The sequence below is a fragment of the Desulfosporosinus sp. FKB genome, assembly GCF_002196705.1.
Taxonomy (GTDB): Bacteria; Bacillota; Desulfitobacteriia; order Desulfitobacteriales; family Desulfitobacteriaceae; genus Desulfosporosinus.
In genome coordinates, this window is sequence record NZ_NADJ01000006.1 from 25,137 (window position 1) to 42,070 (window position 16,934).

The 16,934-nt window shown below is 40.4% G+C and carries 15 protein-coding genes; all 15 read left to right on the forward strand.

Features of this window, described 5'->3' with window-relative positions:
* Positions 1-4 precede the first annotated feature (4 nt).
* Positions 5-1,624 (forward strand): sulfate reduction electron transfer complex DsrMKJOP subunit DsrK, encoded by a 1,620-nt coding sequence (dsrK, locus tag B5Y67_RS00690; RefSeq protein WP_088224672.1) that lies wholly within the window; start codon positions 5-7, stop codon positions 1,622-1,624.
* Positions 1,624-2,109, forward strand: coding sequence for a sulfate reduction electron transfer complex DsrMKJOP subunit DsrJ (gene dsrJ, locus B5Y67_RS00695; RefSeq protein ID WP_088224673.1), 486 nt, complete (start codon positions 1,624-1,626; stop codon positions 2,107-2,109). The genes dsrK and dsrJ overlap by 1 nt, the downstream gene beginning before the upstream one ends.
* A complete protein-coding gene (dsrO, locus tag B5Y67_RS00700; RefSeq protein ID WP_088224674.1) occupies positions 2,106-2,906 on the forward strand; it encodes a sulfate reduction electron transfer complex DsrMKJOP subunit DsrO in 801 nt (266 codons plus the stop codon). The genes dsrJ and dsrO overlap by 4 nt, the downstream gene beginning before the upstream one ends.
* Positions 2,899-4,059 carry a sulfate reduction electron transfer complex DsrMKJOP subunit DsrP gene (gene dsrP / locus B5Y67_RS00705; RefSeq protein ID WP_088224675.1) on the forward strand — a complete coding sequence of 387 codons (1,161 nt, stop codon included), beginning with the start codon at positions 2,899-2,901 and terminating at the stop codon, positions 4,057-4,059. The genes dsrO and dsrP overlap by 8 nt, the downstream gene beginning before the upstream one ends.
* Positions 4,060-4,166: 107 nt before the next feature.
* A complete protein-coding gene (locus B5Y67_RS00710) occupies positions 4,167-4,484 on the forward strand; it encodes a TusE/DsrC/DsvC family sulfur relay protein (RefSeq protein ID WP_088224676.1) in 318 nt (105 codons plus the stop codon).
* 293 nt (positions 4,485-4,777) lie between these two features.
* Complete coding sequence (locus B5Y67_RS00715) at positions 4,778-5,368, forward strand: HD domain-containing protein (protein WP_088224677.1); 591 nt, start codon at positions 4,778-4,780, stop codon at positions 5,366-5,368.
* Positions 5,369-5,431: 63 nt separating this feature from the next.
* Entirely contained in the window at positions 5,432-6,082 is a 651-nt protein-coding gene (locus tag B5Y67_RS00720) for a class II aldolase/adducin family protein (protein WP_088224685.1), read from the forward strand.
* Positions 6,083-6,166: 84 nt separating this feature from the next.
* Positions 6,167-7,423: an adenosylhomocysteinase gene (locus tag B5Y67_RS00725; protein ID WP_088224678.1), complete on the forward strand. Its 1,257-nt coding sequence runs from the start codon at positions 6,167-6,169 to the stop codon at positions 7,421-7,423.
* Between the two features lie 84 nt (positions 7,424-7,507).
* Positions 7,508-9,760 carry a type IA DNA topoisomerase gene (locus tag B5Y67_RS00730; RefSeq protein ID WP_088224679.1) on the forward strand — a complete coding sequence of 751 codons (2,253 nt, stop codon included), beginning with the start codon at positions 7,508-7,510 and terminating at the stop codon, positions 9,758-9,760.
* Positions 9,761-9,837: 77 nt separating this feature from the next.
* On the forward strand, positions 9,838-11,028 hold the full coding sequence (locus tag B5Y67_RS00735; protein WP_088224680.1) for a DEAD/DEAH box helicase: 1,191 nt from the start codon (positions 9,838-9,840) through the stop codon (positions 11,026-11,028).
* A gap of 161 nt (positions 11,029-11,189) precedes the next feature.
* Positions 11,190-12,068, forward strand: coding sequence for a MoxR family ATPase (locus B5Y67_RS00740; protein WP_088224681.1), 879 nt, complete (start codon positions 11,190-11,192; stop codon positions 12,066-12,068).
* A 3-nt stretch (positions 12,069-12,071) separates the two neighbouring features.
* A complete protein-coding gene (locus tag B5Y67_RS00745) occupies positions 12,072-13,430 on the forward strand; it encodes a VWA domain-containing protein (protein ID WP_088224682.1) in 1,359 nt (452 codons plus the stop codon).
* 29 nt (positions 13,431-13,459) lie between these two features.
* Positions 13,460-14,881, forward strand: a complete 1,422-nt coding sequence (cls, locus tag B5Y67_RS00750) for a cardiolipin synthase (RefSeq protein ID WP_282432737.1) — start codon at positions 13,460-13,462, stop codon at positions 14,879-14,881.
* Between the two features lie 292 nt (positions 14,882-15,173).
* Entirely contained in the window at positions 15,174-16,085 is a 912-nt protein-coding gene (locus B5Y67_RS00755) for an NAD(P)-dependent oxidoreductase (protein ID WP_088224684.1), read from the forward strand.
* 733 nt (positions 16,086-16,818) lie between these two features.
* Positions 16,819-16,934: FAD-dependent oxidoreductase (locus tag B5Y67_RS00760; RefSeq protein ID WP_140419028.1), on the forward strand; the 116-nt coding region annotated here is incomplete at its 3' end.

Consider the following 16,934-nt stretch of genomic DNA (forward strand, 5'->3'; position numbering starts at 1 on the left):
ACGGATGGCGAAATATAAGCTTCCTAAACCTGGAGAACTATCATCAAGCATCAACTATAATCCTCCGGCAAAGGATTGGATGGATATTCCGGTTGAGTTTAAACCAGCTACCTATCCTGCGGCTGCAAAAGAGAAAGATTTGTTAACTGTAGGCTTTCCCAATGCTCATCAGTGGACGCCGGAAGACGAAGATTGGAACCTGCCGGATGGCTGGGAAGATACTGTTATCAAGGGTATTGAAGAGAGACTAAGTAAATATCGTTCGTTTAAGTTATTTATGGATGTCTGTGTAAGATGCGGTGCTTGTGCCGATAAATGCCATTTCTATATCGGTACAGGCGATCCTAAGAATATGCCGGTTGTCAGAGCAGAATTATTAAGATCTGTTTACAAAAGGTATTTTACTAAAGCCGGGAAAGTTTTAGGCCGATTGGCTGGGGCACGCGATCTCGATGCTGATGTTTTAAAAGAATGGTGGTACTATTTCTTTCAATGTACTGAATGCCGACGTTGTTCTGTCTTTTGCCCTTATGGGATTGACACAGCTGAGTTAACAATCATGGGCAGAGAACTGCTCAATTTGTTAGGCTTGAATATCAACTGGATTGCCGGACCGGTAGCGGCTTGCTACAGCAAGGGAAATCACTTGGGTATCGAGCCACACGCCTTAAAAAGTAATATTGAACTCATGATTGATGATATTGAGGATATAACAGGAATCAGAGTCAATCCAACCTTTAATCGGAAGGGCGCTGAGATTTTATTTGTTACTCCTTCAGGTGACTACATGGGCGAGCCGGGGATTTATACCTGTATGGGCTATCTAATGCTTTTCCATGAGCTTGGTTTGGATTATACCTGGAGTACCTATGCTTCAGAGGGGGGGAACTTTGGGTTTTTTACCTCCAATGACATGGCTAAGAGATTGAACTCTAAGATTTATGCCGAAGCTAAACGTCTAGGAGTAAAATGGATTTTAGGCGGAGAATGCGGCCATATGTGGCGTGTTTTGAACCAATATATGGATACTTGGAATGGTCCTGCCGATTTCCTTGAAGTGCCAGTTTCCCCAATCACCGGTACGAGATTTGAAAACGCAAAATCTACCAAGATGGTTCACATTACTGAATTTACAGCTGATTTAATTAAACACAATAAACTCAAATTAGATCCAACCAGAAATGATCATTTGAGAGTGACTTTCCATGATTCTTGTAATCCAGCTCGTGGTATGGGGTTATTTGAAGAGCCGAGATACGTAATCAAATCAGTCTGCAATAATTTCTTTGAGATGCCAGAAAATACAATTCGTGAAAAAACCTTTTGCTGCGGCAGTGGTTCGGGGTTAAATGCAACGGAAAATATGGAAGAACGTATGAGGGGTGGTTTCCCCCGCGCCAACGCTGTAAAATATGTCCATGATAAACATGGTGTGAACATGTTGGCTAATATTTGTGCTGTAGACAGAGCTGCTTTCCCGGCACTTATGGATTACTGGGTTCCAGGCGTAGGTGTTACAGGTACTCACGAGTTAGTAGCCAATGCTTTAGTTATGACGGGTGAAAAAGAACGGACAACTAATTTGCGCGGTGAGGATTTGCCGGGGAAGGAGGGCAATGAATAATGTATAAAGGCGGAAGAATTATTGCTTCGCTGGTAGTTTTTGTTGCTATTCTTGCATTTCCTTTCTTCTATAATTTAGGTAAAGCAAACGCTGGTCCTGTCATCAACGTCCCAACAGGCAGTCAGTGTGTTGAGCCAGTAGCTTATATGAGAGCAAACCATATGCAGCTGCTCAATCAATGGAGAGATGAATATGTGCGTCAAGGTAAGACGGTGTATGTAAACAGTCAAGGTAAATCATTTAACATTAATATCGACACCTGTCTCCAGTGTCACTATTCTAATTCGTCAACGACTAGCGCAACTGCTGTAAGTCACCCGGCGGTGAGCACGACTGGAGCAAGTAACCCTGCGGTTAATACTACTGAAGCGAGTAACTCCGTAGTCAATCCGTCTGATCAATTCTGTGTCACATGTCATAATTATGCATCAGTAGAGCCGACCTGCTGGAGTTGCCATAATTTACCAGAGGGGGCGAATCAATGAGCATCAATAGACGTCAATTCTTAAAAAGAGCCGGGGCTGTGACCGCCCTCGGTCTTGGAGGTTCATTTGCAACCATAGGAATCGGTGATCGTTTGGCTTCAGCTGCTTCGGAGTATGAGGAAGCACCTAACGCTGATAAAATCAAACATTGGGCCATGGTCGTCGACATGAGTAAGTTTAAAACCGAGGAAGATATTAATAGAGTTATCCAATCATGTGACAAGATTCATAATATACCACAAATGGACAATTCTAAGGATGAAATCAAATGGATTTGGTACGATGATTATGAGCATACGTTCGCAGATTCTGAGAATGAGTATCTCGATGAAACTATGAAAAAAATGCCATTTATTGTGATGTGTAATCATTGTGAAAATCCAGCATGTGTTCGTGCATGTCCGACAGGTGCGACTTTTAAACGAGAAGATGGTATAGTAACGATGGATTTTCATCGCTGCATCGGCTGTCGTTTCTGTATGGGCGCATGTCCTTTCGGTGCCAGAAGCTTTAATTTTAGAGATCCCAGACCTTTCATCAAAGATTTCAACCCGAATTTTCCAACCAGGACCCAAGGGGTTGTGGAAAAATGTTTGGGTTGTTATGAGAGATTGGAAAATGGGGAACAACCTGCTTGTGCTGAGGCTTCGAATGGAGGATTAATTTTCGGCGATTTAAGTGATCAAAATTCTGAGGTTTATAAAATTGTCAGTACAAAATTTACGATTCGCCGTAAGACACAATTTGGAACCCAACCGAATGTCTATTATCTGGTAGGAGGTGGGGACCGTGCTTGAAAAAGCTTTATCAGGCAGTAAAAAATATTGGGCCTGGATTATTTTTCTGCTAGCTGTCATCGCCGTTGGTTTCTTCTCTTATATGAGACAGTTTAATTACGGTCTCGGACTCACAGGTATGAGCCGTGATGTTTCCTGGGGTTTGTATATAGCCCAGTTTACCTTTCTCGTTGGTGTAGCAGCTGCTGCTGTTATGCTAGTCACACCTTACTATCTACACGATTTCAAACGTTTTGGCAAAATGGTTATCTTAGCCGAATTTCTGGCTATTGGCGCCGTGATCATGTGTATCTTATTCATCTTTGTTGACGTTGGTCAGCCAATGCGTATTCTTAACGTGTTGTTGTACCCACAGTTGCACTCAGTTATGTTTTATGATATGTGTGTTTTGTGTGGTTACCTGGCAATTAACTTAATCGTAGGCTGGACTACTTTAGGTGCAGAACGCAAAGGAGTTCATTATCCGAACTGGGTTAAGCCGATCATTTATCTCTCAATCCCGTGGGCATTTAGCATTCACACAGTAACAGCTTTCTTATATGCTGGTTTGCCTGGCAGGAGTTTCTGGATGAGTGCAATTATGGCTGCCCGCTTCTTGGCCTCCGCTTTTGCAGCTGGTCCGTCTCTTTTAATCATCTTGGCTTTAATTGTGCGTAAAGTTAGTAAATTTGATCCTGATCCGGATCGCAATGCAATACCATCTCTTGTTAAAATTATTCGCTACGCAATGATCGCCAACGTGTTTTTCTATCTTTGCGAAGTATTTACTGCATTTTATAGTAATGTTCCAGAGGAAATGGCTTCATTCAAGTATATATTCGTTGGAATTGACGGACATGCTACACTAGTGCCTTGGATGTGGACAGCAGCATTTCTAGCGTTCCTCGGTATTGCTTTGCTGGTCTTCCCAACCAGGAAAAATCCGGTTTTATTACCAATTGCCCTATTATCCATCTACTTCGCTAACTGGATCGATAAAGGCGTTGTTCTGATTCTTGCAGGATTTGTTCCTAATTCGTTTGATAGAGTTGTAGATTATATTCCTACTGCTAATGAAATATCAATTGTCCTTGCTGTTTATGCGGTAGGAGCATTAATCGTAACAGTTCTGTATAAAGTTGCTATCTCTGTTCGTGAACAACAGCAGGCATAGGATTTAGTTATTTGTTTATGTTATTTTTGTTGATAATGATTGAGTTAAACATTAAAATAAACTCATCAATATCAATTTTATAAACTCATAAAAGGAGGATATTTAAAATGTCACAAATTACTGTGGGGGATTTAGTCGTAGAATTGGATGAAGACGGTTTCTTAGAGGATCATAAACAATGGACCGTTGACGTAGCAAATTTCCTTGCCAAAACTGAAGAAATCGAAGAATTAGGTGAAGAGCACTGGAAAATGATCAATTATCTCAGAGAATACTATGATCAATTCGGTGTTGCTCCAATGGTTCGTAAAATGTGCAAAGACACAGGTTTTGACCAAAAGAAAATCTATGAATTATTCCCAGCTGGCCCTGGAAAGGGAGCTTGCAAAATTGCTGGCTTACCGAAACCGACTGGTTGCGTGTAAGAACTGCTTAAGCCAGTTTCTCTGCCCCAGGGTTATAATGAGTTCAGGAGTTTGGAGCCGATCGTTAATGATCGGCTCCTTTCCATTTTGCAGCCCAAAAGTATAGGCAGGAATTTGAAAATTTGACGTAGAACACATACAATGGTAAAAGGAATTCTGCTTATTTCGCATTTGAATAAGTAAGTTAATTAATTTCCTCTAAGACATGGCCTGATTTATAAAAAATGCAAACAAAGAAAGATAGAAGAAATAGATATCAACGTGTTTTTGAAGTCAGTAAAGGGGAGTTATATATGAAAGATAAACGGTTAGAAGATCAAATTAAGTTTATTGTGGAGATAGATCGTTTAAAAAGAATTTTTAGACAGAATGTTGTGATAGGTACGACTGAACAGGAAAATGATGCCGAGCATTCTTGGCATATGGCAGTTATGGCAATACTATTGTCTGAATATGCCTCAGAGGAAATTAATATCTTAAGAGTTCTAAAAATGATTCTTATCCACGATCTCGTTGAGATACATGCCGGTGATACATTTTGCTATGATGAAAAAGGAAATATTGATAAGTTTGAGCGTGAACAAAAGTCTGCTAATCAATTGTTTAATCTCCTGCCTTCTGACCAGGCTGAAGAGATTATGAATTTATGGCATGAATTTGAGGCTATGGAAACACCTGAGTCAAAATTTGCAGCCAGTTTAGATCGACTTCAACCCTTACTATTGAACTATAATACGAATGGACATACCTGGAAAAAACCTGGTGTAACGAGTGAAAAAGTGCTGAAACGAAATTCCGTTCTCGAGAATCCGGTTCCACAACTATGGGACTTAGCAAAAGAAATTATCGAAGACTCTATCAATAAAGGCTATTTAAAGAAATAATAGGATGATTTTAATTTTCGTAGCTTAATGGAGGAAAACATGGACATGATAAACGAACGGGTAATGGAACAAATATCAATATCCCGTCAAAACGTTGTTGCTAAAGGAAAAGAAATCCTTGCGTCAAAACTTACCATTGGAACATGGGGAAATATTAGTTGCCGCGTACCGGAAACTGATTGGTTTGCGATTACACCTACGGGAATGAGCTATGACACATTGGTTCCTGATGATATTGTCGTTCTTGACAATCATGGAGTATGCGTTAAGGGAGCACGCTTACCATCTATTGAATTACCGCTTCATTTAGCGGTCTATCGTGGTCGGCAGGATGTACAAGCAATCATCCACACCCATAGCACTTATGCCACTGCCATGGCTGCCGCGCGCAAAGAAATTCCGGGCGCTGTTGAAGACTTGGTTCAGATCGTGGGAGGAAATGTTCGGGTTAACGAGTACGCCCTGCCAGGAACCGAGCAATTGGGCCTTAATACCTTAAAGGCACTTGAAGATCGAAATGCCGTATTGCTGGCTAATCATGGCATGTTGGGTGTGGGAAGTTCCTTAGATGAGGCACTTAAAGTCTGTCAGATTGTTGAGAAAGCCGCTGAAATAATAATCGTTGCTCAGCTCATGGGCGGAGTTGTAGAATTGTCGCCAACGGACGTCGAGGGAATGCGGAATTTCTATCTTCACAGCTATGGGCAGAGATAATTTACGATTATAGATCAGCTATGGAGAAAAGTTCAGGAATTAGTGTATAATTAAACTCTAGAAAGAGAAAGAAGGTATCAGTTTATGAAATCAACGATTCGTGATATATCCTTAGCACTTTTAGGACAGAGCAAAATTGATTGGGTCGCACCAAGAATGCAAGTCCTTAATATTGTTCGTCAGGAGTTTGAAAAAACTCAGCCTTTTGCCGGTAAGAATGTTGTTATTTGTCTTCATTTAGAAGCTAAAACCGCCTATCTTGCTCATGTGGTTCGAGCAGGTGGCGCTAATGTAACAGTAGTTGCCAGCAATCCACTTTCTACGCAGGATGATGTCGTTGCGGCCCTCGTTCAACAAGGAATCCAAGCTCATGCCTGGTATAATGCCACCGATGAGGAATATAAACATCATCTCCAGTTGGCTCTTGATACAGAGCCTGATTTTATCATAGATGATGGCGGGGATCTTGTCTCAACCATTCATACTACCCGGCCAGAATTATTAAAAAAAGTCAAAGGCGGGGCAGAAGAAACAACGACTGGCGTTTTACGGCTGCATTCAATGGCGAAGGACGGAGTGCTCAAGTTTCCAATGATCGCTGTCAATGACGCTCAATGTAAGTATTTATTTGATAATCGCTATGGGACTGGTCAATCGGTTTGGGATGGTATTATGCGGACAACAAATTTAGTCGTTGCCGGAAAGACAGCTGTAATCGCAGGATATGGCTGGTGTGGCAAGGGTGTTGCCATGAGGGCTAAAGGTCTGGGCGCAAAAGTTATTATCTGCGAAATAAATCCTATCAAAGCTAATGAAGCCTTAATGGATGGTTTTGAGGTCATGCCTATGATCGAGGCAGCAAAGTTTGGGGACTTTTTTATAACTGTTACCGGGAATACCAATATCATTAACAAGGAACATTTTGGGCAAATGAAGTCTGGAGCTATTCTTTGCAATGCAGGTCATTTTGATGTGGAGGTTAATGTTGCCCAACTTAAAGAGATTGCACTCTCAGAAAGAACTGCTCGCAATAATATTACTGAATACACATTGCCGACAGGTCAAAAGCTTTACCTGTTAGCAGAAGGGCGTCTGGTAAATCTGGCTGCCGGAGATGGCCATCCCGCAGAAGTTATGGATATGACCTTTGCTCTCCAAGCTTTGTCCCTGGAATACGTGGCGGTAAATCACAATAAATTGGCACCTGGGGTTTACCAAGTGAATTCTGAGATTGATGAAAAGGTGGCTCAGTTAAAGCTTCAGTCTTTAGGTTTATCCATTGACACTTTGACCCAAGAACAACGGACTTATCTCGCTTCTTGGAGTCCTGAAGCCGATTAACTTGAAACAATTGCCCAGCGACTAAACGAAAACACCGTTTACGAAACGGTGTTTTTTTAAAATCATTTAGTAGGAGGCTAAGGTGTGGGAAGAAGACTCATTATTGCGGAAAAACCTTCTCAAGCTCGTGAATATGCTAATGCCTTAGGTGTTAAAAGCAGAGCAGATGGTTATCTGGAAAATGAGGAGTATATAATTACCTGGTGTTATGGCCATTTATTAGAATTAGAACGACCTGAGACCTATATGGATTTAGCTCGTGTTGGTAAACGGTGGAGCTTAAAACGTTTACCTGTACTTCCCAAGGCGGCGGAATTTCGGAGAGTTGTGAAAGCGGGGGCCGAAAAACAGTACCAGATTGTCTTGCATTTGCTCAGATCCTCAGAGATTGCAGAGGTGATTTGTGGTACAGACGCTGATCGAGAAGGACAGCTGCTTTTCCAGGAAGTTTGGGAGGCTTCCAAATGCCAAAAACCTTTAAAACGACTTTGGATCTCATCCTTAACTGTGGCCTCAATTCTGGAAGGCATGAATAACCTTCAACCGGCCCAAGCCGTGGCAGGTTTAGCAGCTGCTGGTCATGGAAGAGCTTATGCTGATTGGGATTTTGGTATGAATTTAACCGAAGGATTTACGTCTCTTTTTGGAAGTTATGATACGTTAAGAAAAAAGCCAAATGTTATATCTATTGGACGAGTCCAAACCCCGACCCTAGCTCTCATCGTTGAGAGGGAATGGGAAATACATTCCTTTATCCCTCAGCCGTTCTTTGAAATACGGGCCGAGTTTGCAGCAAGCAAGGGGAACTATATCGGTAGATGGTACGATATAACCAATGAAACCAAACGAATAGCAAAGCGCGAAGAGGCTGAGGAAATTATTAAAAGAATTCAGGGAAAACCCGCTTTTATTGAGAAACTTACGAAAAAGGGCCTTCAAGAACCGCCGCCTTTGCTCTTTGATTTAACCTCTCTAACCGTTGCTGCATCTAAAAAATATGGATTTAGTGCCGAGAAGGTGTTAAAGATTGCCCAATCTCTTTATGAAAAAAAGGGGATTACCTATCCTCGTACTGATTGTCCATACCTTTCCAAAGACCTGATCCCTAAGCTGGCGCATCATTTGGAGGCGGTCAACCAAGAACCCTACCGAAAATTAGTGACTGAAGCGATTCGTTTCGGAGTACCTAAAGGGAAAAGGGTGATCAATACAATTACCGCGCACCATGCCATAATCCCAACAACCGAAAAGACCGCCCAAGATAGACTTACACGAGATGAACAAAATCTTTATGATTTGATCGTACGACGTTTCATCGCCGTATGGTATCCTCCGGCGAAGTATAGCCAGACAGACGTGGACACAGTAATCGAACGAGAGCATTTTACTGCAAAGGGAAAGGTACTGGAGAACTCTGGTTGGAAGGCTGTTTACAATTACGATAAGGAAGAAATCGAGGATGGAACGACAACTGTCTTGCCACCTCTGAAGCAGGGTCAAGAGGTTGAAACGAAGGCTCTTTCAATTGAGGAAAAAACAACGAAGCCCCCTAAACGCTATTCTCAGGGAGACCTACTCAAAGCAATGGAAGGAGCAGGAAAACAAGTTGACGATGAGATACTTCGGCAGCAATTAAAAGGAAAAGGGTTGGGTACCGTTGCCACCCGGCCGGCAATTATCGAAAGCTTAATTGATCGTGGGTACATTTATCAAGAACAGAAGGTGTTGAAACCTACTGTCAAGGGAACCGAACTTATCCAACTTATTAAGAAACGCCTTGCCAAAGCTCAGCTTTTGATAAGCGCCGAAATGACAGGACAAATGGAATTCAACCTTTCTAAAGTAGAAAAAGGTAAATTAACCTTGGAAGCTTATATTTCAGAGGTTGAAATAGCTATCCGTCAGATCATTGAGGAGCTGCGTACGTTTGAACAAACTAATGGGAAGATGCCTATAGCAGTAGGTTCTAAACCATTGGCACCGAAATCTCCACAGGGAGTTGACCATAGATCACTGGATAAGACCGATAAATCAGGACCTAAAAAGGCGGACGAAGGATTGACTTTACTCGGCAAATGTCCAAGGTGCGGTCACGAGGTGATCGAAGGTCAGAAAGGGTTCGGCTGTTCAAATTGGAAAAATGGATGTCACTTTGTAATTTGGAAGAAACAGCTCTGTGGGAAAACCATAACTCCAAATCAAGTCAAAAGCCTGCTTAAAAAGGGCAGGACTCCACTCATCAAAGGTTTTAAATCAAATACCGGTAAAAAGTTTTCAGCCTATTTGGTTTGGGACAAACCAGAAGAAGGTAAATTGAAATTTGAGTTTGAACAATAAAGCAACTATAATTGTCGTAAAAAATACTGTCTTTTGCTTAAGCTAGGGAAATATTAGCGGATAGGACGGAGAACAAAATGCCAACATCCTTTGCCCAACTCGGATTAGAAGAAAGGTTAGTTTTTGCCCTGAATCAACAAGGAATCAATGAGCCAACTGCTATTCAAGAACAAGCAATCCCTTTAGTTTTAGATCGCCATGATGTTGTAGGGCAATCTGAAACAGGAACAGGTAAAACCTTGGCCTATTTGCTGCCAATTTTTCAGAAAATAGATCGTTTAAAAAGAGAGAATCAAGCCTTAATTCTCACTCCGACTCATGAATTAGCGTTGCAAATTAACAGTGAGATAGGGATACTTGCTAAAAATTCCGGCCTGCCAGTTACTTCGGCTGCTATAATTGGGAACGTGAATATCACTAGGCAAATTGAAAAGTTAAAAGAAAAACCACATATTCTTGTAGGCTCAAGTGGTCGAATTTTGGAGCTCATTAAAAAAAGAAAAATATCGGCTCAGAGTATTAAAACAATTGTTCTTGATGAAGCAGATCGTTTATTGGATGATGATAATGTCCACGACGTTACGGCTGTTATTAAAACTGCTTTGAGGGATACCCAATTTCTTTTATTTTCGGCGACGCTTCCGGAAACAACGATCCAGCGAGCTATGAAGTTTTTGAAAAATCCTCAAGTTTTGCGAGTTACTAAGACAATAAAGATTAACCCGACAATTTCTCATGACTATATTGTTGCAGAACAAAGAGATAAATTTGAAGTTTTAAGAAAGCTCATCCGTATTATATCTCCAACAAGAGCCCTAATCTTTGTCAATAAAAGCGAGGAAATTGAAAAAACCGTTGAGAAACTTAAATATCATGGAATAGAAGCAGAAGGAATTTATGGGGGAGCAAGCAAAACAAATCGTCACAAAGCAATGGATGAATTTAGGTCGGGGAAACTACGCATCTTGGTAGCTTCCGATTTAGCATCTCGGGGTTTAGACATACAAGGTATAAGTCATATTTTTAATCTTGATTTACCGGAAGATCATCAAGTTTACCTTCATAGGGTGGGGCGGGCCGGCAGGGCAGGGGAAGGCGGAAAAGCTATATCTCTTGTTACGAAATCGGAAATTTCCTACCTGAAAAAGTTGGAAAATGTTTATGGAATTAACATTAATCCTAAAGAGATGGCCTTTGGGAAAATTGCTGATCCGCAGAAAAGGCAATTTTATGGGAGAGCAAAAACCCGAACCAAAAATCCAAGATAAACTATAGACTATTTTTGTTTGGGTCTGAGATCTACTTCGGTTTTATAAAGGTCTTTGTACATATAAATGACGATTGATATAATTTTCTGTGAGCATAGAGAGTACTCAATAGTTATAAATTATATGGGACTATGGCAAGACTTTTATTTAGGAGGTAAGCAATGCATACATCTCCACGTGAATTAGCCCAGGCTTTAAAACAAGAAGGATATTTGCTTGACGAAGAAACAGCAACAACGTTATTCTTAAGCCTTTATTTAAAAAAACCTTGCCTTATTGAAGGACCAGCCGGTGTTGGAAAAACGCATCTAGCTATAGCCTTGGCAAAGGCAGAACGCCGAAAATTGATACGGCTGCAATGCTATGAAGGATTGGATATCACAAAAGCACTTTATGATTGGAATTATGCGAAGCAGCTTTTACGTCTTCAGCTTGCTAAAGCAGACGATTGGGAAGAAATTAAGCTGGATTTGTTTTCTGAGGAATTTTTACTGGCCCGTCCACTTCTGGAATCTATTCGTTCTGAGGAACCTGTCCTGTTATTAATTGATGAACTGGATAAAAGTGATGAAGAATTCGAAAGTTTTCTTTTAGAGTTGCTTGCTGAGCAGCAAGTTACAATTCCGGAATTAGGGACCATAACTTCAAAAGCCAATCCTATTGTAATTTTAACAAGTAACAATAGTCGGGATTTCAGCGACGCTTTAAGAAGGCGATGTATCCATATCTACCTGACATATCCATCTCTTGAACGAGAAATCTCCATCTTAAGCTCACAGGTTCCTGAGCTTTCTGAACAACTCGTTCTAGAGGTCTGCGAATTTGTTGCTAAAGTTCGCAAGCTCCCCTTGCAAAAGTCACCGAGTGTTTCAGAATCCATCGATTTTGCCTGTGCTTTAAAAGCACTTCAGAAAGACAAAGTTAATTATGGTGACTTAATGGGGTTACTTAATGTATTGTTGAAATACCCTAAGGACATCGTCAAGTTGGAGGAACGCCTAAAAAAGTGGGATTCTGAGCTTAAGGTTAGGATGGACTAAACGATGAACGGGTGGGATTTTCTTAGGGTTATTAATGGTCTGAGACAAGCTTCGATTATGATATCTTCTGAAGACGTTCGTGATGTTCAAATCTGTTTTGATCGATTTCCGATGATAGCGGAAAAACAGATAATGAAGGCTCTTTTAATTCGCAGACCTCAAGACCTAATTATGTTTGAAAGTGTTTGGAGAATCATATTTGACGCAAATTTGTTGGGTAAGGCTGATGATGCTGAAAGTTCAACCAGGATTATTAACGTTGAGGATAAGAACAGTCCCGGTATAGGCGGACAAGGAGTCGGTCGAGGGTTCGGCGGAATTAGTCTATCGAATTCAGAGGGGTATAATGGTTCTAAAGATCTTGCTCTAAAAATTAATCCAGCGAAACTTGAAGCATTAATGAACAAGAAAGAGGCATTTGAAGAGCTAGTTAAAACTGTTTTAGCGGATATGAACTATTATACTTGGATTAACTCCTATGATTTGGCTTACCAACGAGGAACACTGACCGAAGAGGAATGGTACGCTCATTTAAACCTTCGCACATCGATAATTGCTGAAATCAGACATCAGGTATTAGCACTTCAAGTGCATCAAGAAAACTGCTGGCAGCCTTTAGCTCGGCAACATTTTCTCTTCAAATCACTGAGCAATCTAACAGATGTAGAAAAGAATTTAGTTAAATCGAGTATTCGAAAATGGACGCGAAAATTAGCCGTACGACTTGGACAACGCTGGAAGTCAAGTACGAGGAGAGGGCTAATCGACATTGCCCGAATTGTACGTCAAAGCGTTCAGTGTAAAGGACTAATTTTTAAGATAAGTTATCACCAGCGGATCCCTCGTGCTCCTGAGTTAATCGTTCTCTGTGACGTTTCAAATTCAATGGCACCTTTTGTGGAATTTCTTATCTTTTTAATTTCTTGTTTTAAACAGCGTTATCGAAAAATCCGAGTTTATTTTTTTATTGAAACGGTTTGGGATGTTTCGGATTTCATTTGGGATGAAGACTTTGAGAATATCAGGCAAAAGATAACCAGTTGGGGACATAAGATTAGTCTTGGGTTCTCAGATTATGGAGCGGCTTTTAAAGAACTCGCCGAAAATTATTTAAGCAACATGTCTGCCAGAGGGACGATTGTTATACTAGGTGATGGTAAGAATAATTATCGTTCACCACAAAAAGAGTATGTCGCGCAAATTTCTGAACGAGTTAAACAGATCTTCTGGCTGAATCCTTTAAATGTTGAGGAGTGGAATGATCCGGATAATATCATGAAAGATTATCAACCTTTCTTCAGAAAAGCTTATCGTTGCCGTTCAGCGGATGACTTGCAAAAAATTGCTAAAGATGTTTTTTAAGGAGGGTTCTGCCTATTTCCATCCTAGTAATAACCATAGCCTTAATTACCATAGCCCAATTGATTATTCTCGGGTCCGTTGTATTTTTAGAAAACAGAGATCCGACAAAAACTATTATTTGGTTATTAATTCTTGGTGCTTTACCTATTTTAGGTGCTCTAATATATCTCATGCTCGGCAGATTGGTACGCAAACATCAACTTTCTCATCATACTCAGCTTTTGCAGGGACCCACGGAAGAAATTTTAATGGAACGACAGGTAAAACAAGCTGGGGACGACGATGATCAGACCACAAACATTACAATTAATCGCAAACTTGCAAATATTTTAATGAATGATGCTTCAGCCCCCATAACCTTTAATAATCGTTCACAAGTGCTTACCAATGGTATCGACACCTTCAAAGCAATCTTTGAAGCCATCGAAGGCGCCAAGAATCATATTCATCTGGAATTTTTTATATTTCACAATGATAGCATTGGACGGGATTTCCTGAATTTACTGATACGCAAAGTATCTGAAGGTGTCAAAGTCCGAGTTCTGGTCGATGGTTTAGTTAATCGTTCTTTGCGAAAACATTTTGGCGAATTACGAGCAGCAGGTGTTGAAGCAGAAGTGTTTTATCCGGTCCGCTTTCCTTTTTTATCGCGGCGTCTAAATTTGCGCAATCATCGTAAAATTGTTGTTATTGATGGCCGAATTGGTTTTCTGGGCGGGTTAAACGTCGGAGATGAATATTTATCACTTAATCAACGAATTGGTTTTTGGCGGGACACTTTTCTAAAACTCGAGGGGGATTCCGTTAATTTTCTGCAAGCAGTATTTTTAAATGACTGGAACGGAACCACTCGACAGAAACTATTCGATGTTGAGTACTTTCCTGAGGCCGAACCAATGAATGTTCAAATGACGCAAATCGCCGCAACCGGTCCCGATTCTGATTGGGGTTCGATGCTGGAAATTTTCTTTGTAGCTTTGACCAGTGCTGAACAAACGATTTTTATTGAAACACCTTATTTTATACCCGATGAAGGTTCAATAATGGCTTTAAAAACCGCAGCTTTAAGTGGCTTAGATGTGCGGGTTATCCTGCAAGGAGTGCCTGATCATAAAATTACCTATTGGGCCTCTCTTTCCTACGTTGAAGAGTTATTAGAAGCTGGAGTCCGGATATATCAATATAGAAAAGGAGTTCTTCACGCCAAAATCTTAATTCTGGATGGAGAAATTGGAGTTGTTGGCTCGACTAATTTTGATATTCGAAGTTTTAGTTTGAATTTTGAAATTAGTGCTTTTATATATGATGAACCTTTGGCTCATCGCTTAGAAAAGGACTTTTATCAAGATCTTCAGGATAGCAAGGAAATAGTTCTTGAGGACTATAAAAATCGTCCTTTCTCCAATCGTCTGAAAGAATCAAGTGCTCGTTTGTTTTCTCCGCTCTTATAGAGTTGTCCATCAAGGCCCCAATGTTCGGCTTTGGCTGAACAAGCTTAGTGTTTAAAGGACTCTAAAGAATAAAGGAGAAACTATTTTAGAGAAGGAAATTCCCGATTATTAGAGAATACTGTATAACACGGTAGGTTATGTCTAATCAAAAGGAGGAGCTGACTCACTTCTAACGAGGTGAATTTTTGATCAAAGCGTAAGACTACCTCTTTTACAAGTGGGAGTGGTTCCCATACGAGTTCGCTAGCTTAACGCTCTGCAGAAAGATTAAAGCTTGGAAATAGGAAGGAGTATGACGATCTTGTTAACATTAAAACAAAATTCTAAGATTGGCTTTGTTGGCACAGGGGTTATGGGCAAAAGCATGGCAGGACATTTATTAACAGCAGGCTATGAAGTGAATATTTACACCAGAACTAAAAGTAAAGCAGAATCTCTCCTATCTGCAGGAGCCGTTTGGCAAGAAACCGTTGAAAAGCTAGCTCAAAATAGTGATATAATCATTACTATGGTGGGCTATCCTAAAGATGTTGAAGAAATCTATTTAGGAGAACATGGAATTGTTAATCATGCTCAAAGCGGAAGTTATCTAATAGATATGACAACTTCGTCGCCATCATTAGCTAAAAAACTATATAAAGAAGCGCACGCTAAGGGAATGTTTGCGTTAGATGCTCCGGTTTCCGGAGGGGATGTGGGTGCTAAGGAAGCACGTCTGGCTATTATGGTCGGTGGTGATGAAGAAGCCTTTAACGTTCTACTTCCTATTTTGAGTTATTTGGGGAAGAATATTGTCTATCAGGGAAAAGCTGGAGCGGGTCAACATACTAAAATGTGCAATCAAATTGCTATTGCGTCTAATATGATTGGCGTGTGTGAAGCAATGGCCTATGCTTCTAAATCCGGCTTAGATCCTGATACGGTTCTTAAAAGCATCGCTTCAGGCGCCGCCGGAAGCTGGTCATTAAGCAACTTAGCGCCTCGTATGCTAGCAAATGATTTTGCTCCCGGATTTTATGTCAAGCATTTTATTAAGGACATGACAATTGCCTTGAATGCAGCTGATGAAATGGGGTTATTGACTCCGGGCCTGAAGCTTGCAAAATCCTTATATGACAAATTGGCTGCAGCTGGTGAAGAAAACAGCGGCACACAAAGTCTCTATAAGTTATATACTTCTTTGTCATCAGTCGTTAACCAATAATTATTATATGTTGCTAAAGCGGACAAATTAGTTATTAAGAACTATTGATAAGGACCATGGAGGAATTCTAATCTTACGTTCCTTCGTGGTCTTTTATCTTTCACAACATTGGTTTGTTAATTCCATAATTCATTATTCATATGGCCATTTTAGATGTGTTAATTTGCGCGCAGATGCATGTGAATATTAATCCCCAAATGCAACCCTATTATTATAATACATCCAGGATTCGACCCAGCTCGACAAATAAATTTGGACATTAATTTATTTTGGAAATTTGCTATTTGAATTCCCAATAGAATTATCTATTTAATTAATTCACTATATAATATATTAATTATAGTAATATTGACTTCTAGTAACCTCAGTGCTAATCTTAAATATGTAAACAAACAGGTAAAACATTAAAAATTGTATATTAATTTTTGAACTTATATTATTCTGCTTAGAAGAGGGGCCTTACTGGTCTACTTATTTTTTTTAGTTCTATATGTGAAAGTATTCATATTCCCTGTGGTTGATATTAACCATCCAGGGGATTAGATTTAACGCGTAAATAATCTTAATAATCTAAATTTATATTATATTTACAATATAAACCGAATTCGCTATAGAAGAAAGCAAATACCTCCATAATCATCTTGGAGGAGTGCTATATGGTTGGTCCGGGAAACCAGACTGACTGGCTCGACGTTCGTCGAGATTTTACTGGCATATTAAGGGAGGTAAAAGGATGGCTTATAAGAGTATTCTGGTGGTTGGAGGGGGAATCAGCGGACTTACCGCCGCAGTAGAAGCTTCCGAAGCGGGAAGTGAGGTCTATCTGGTCGAAGAGAAATCCTATCTCGG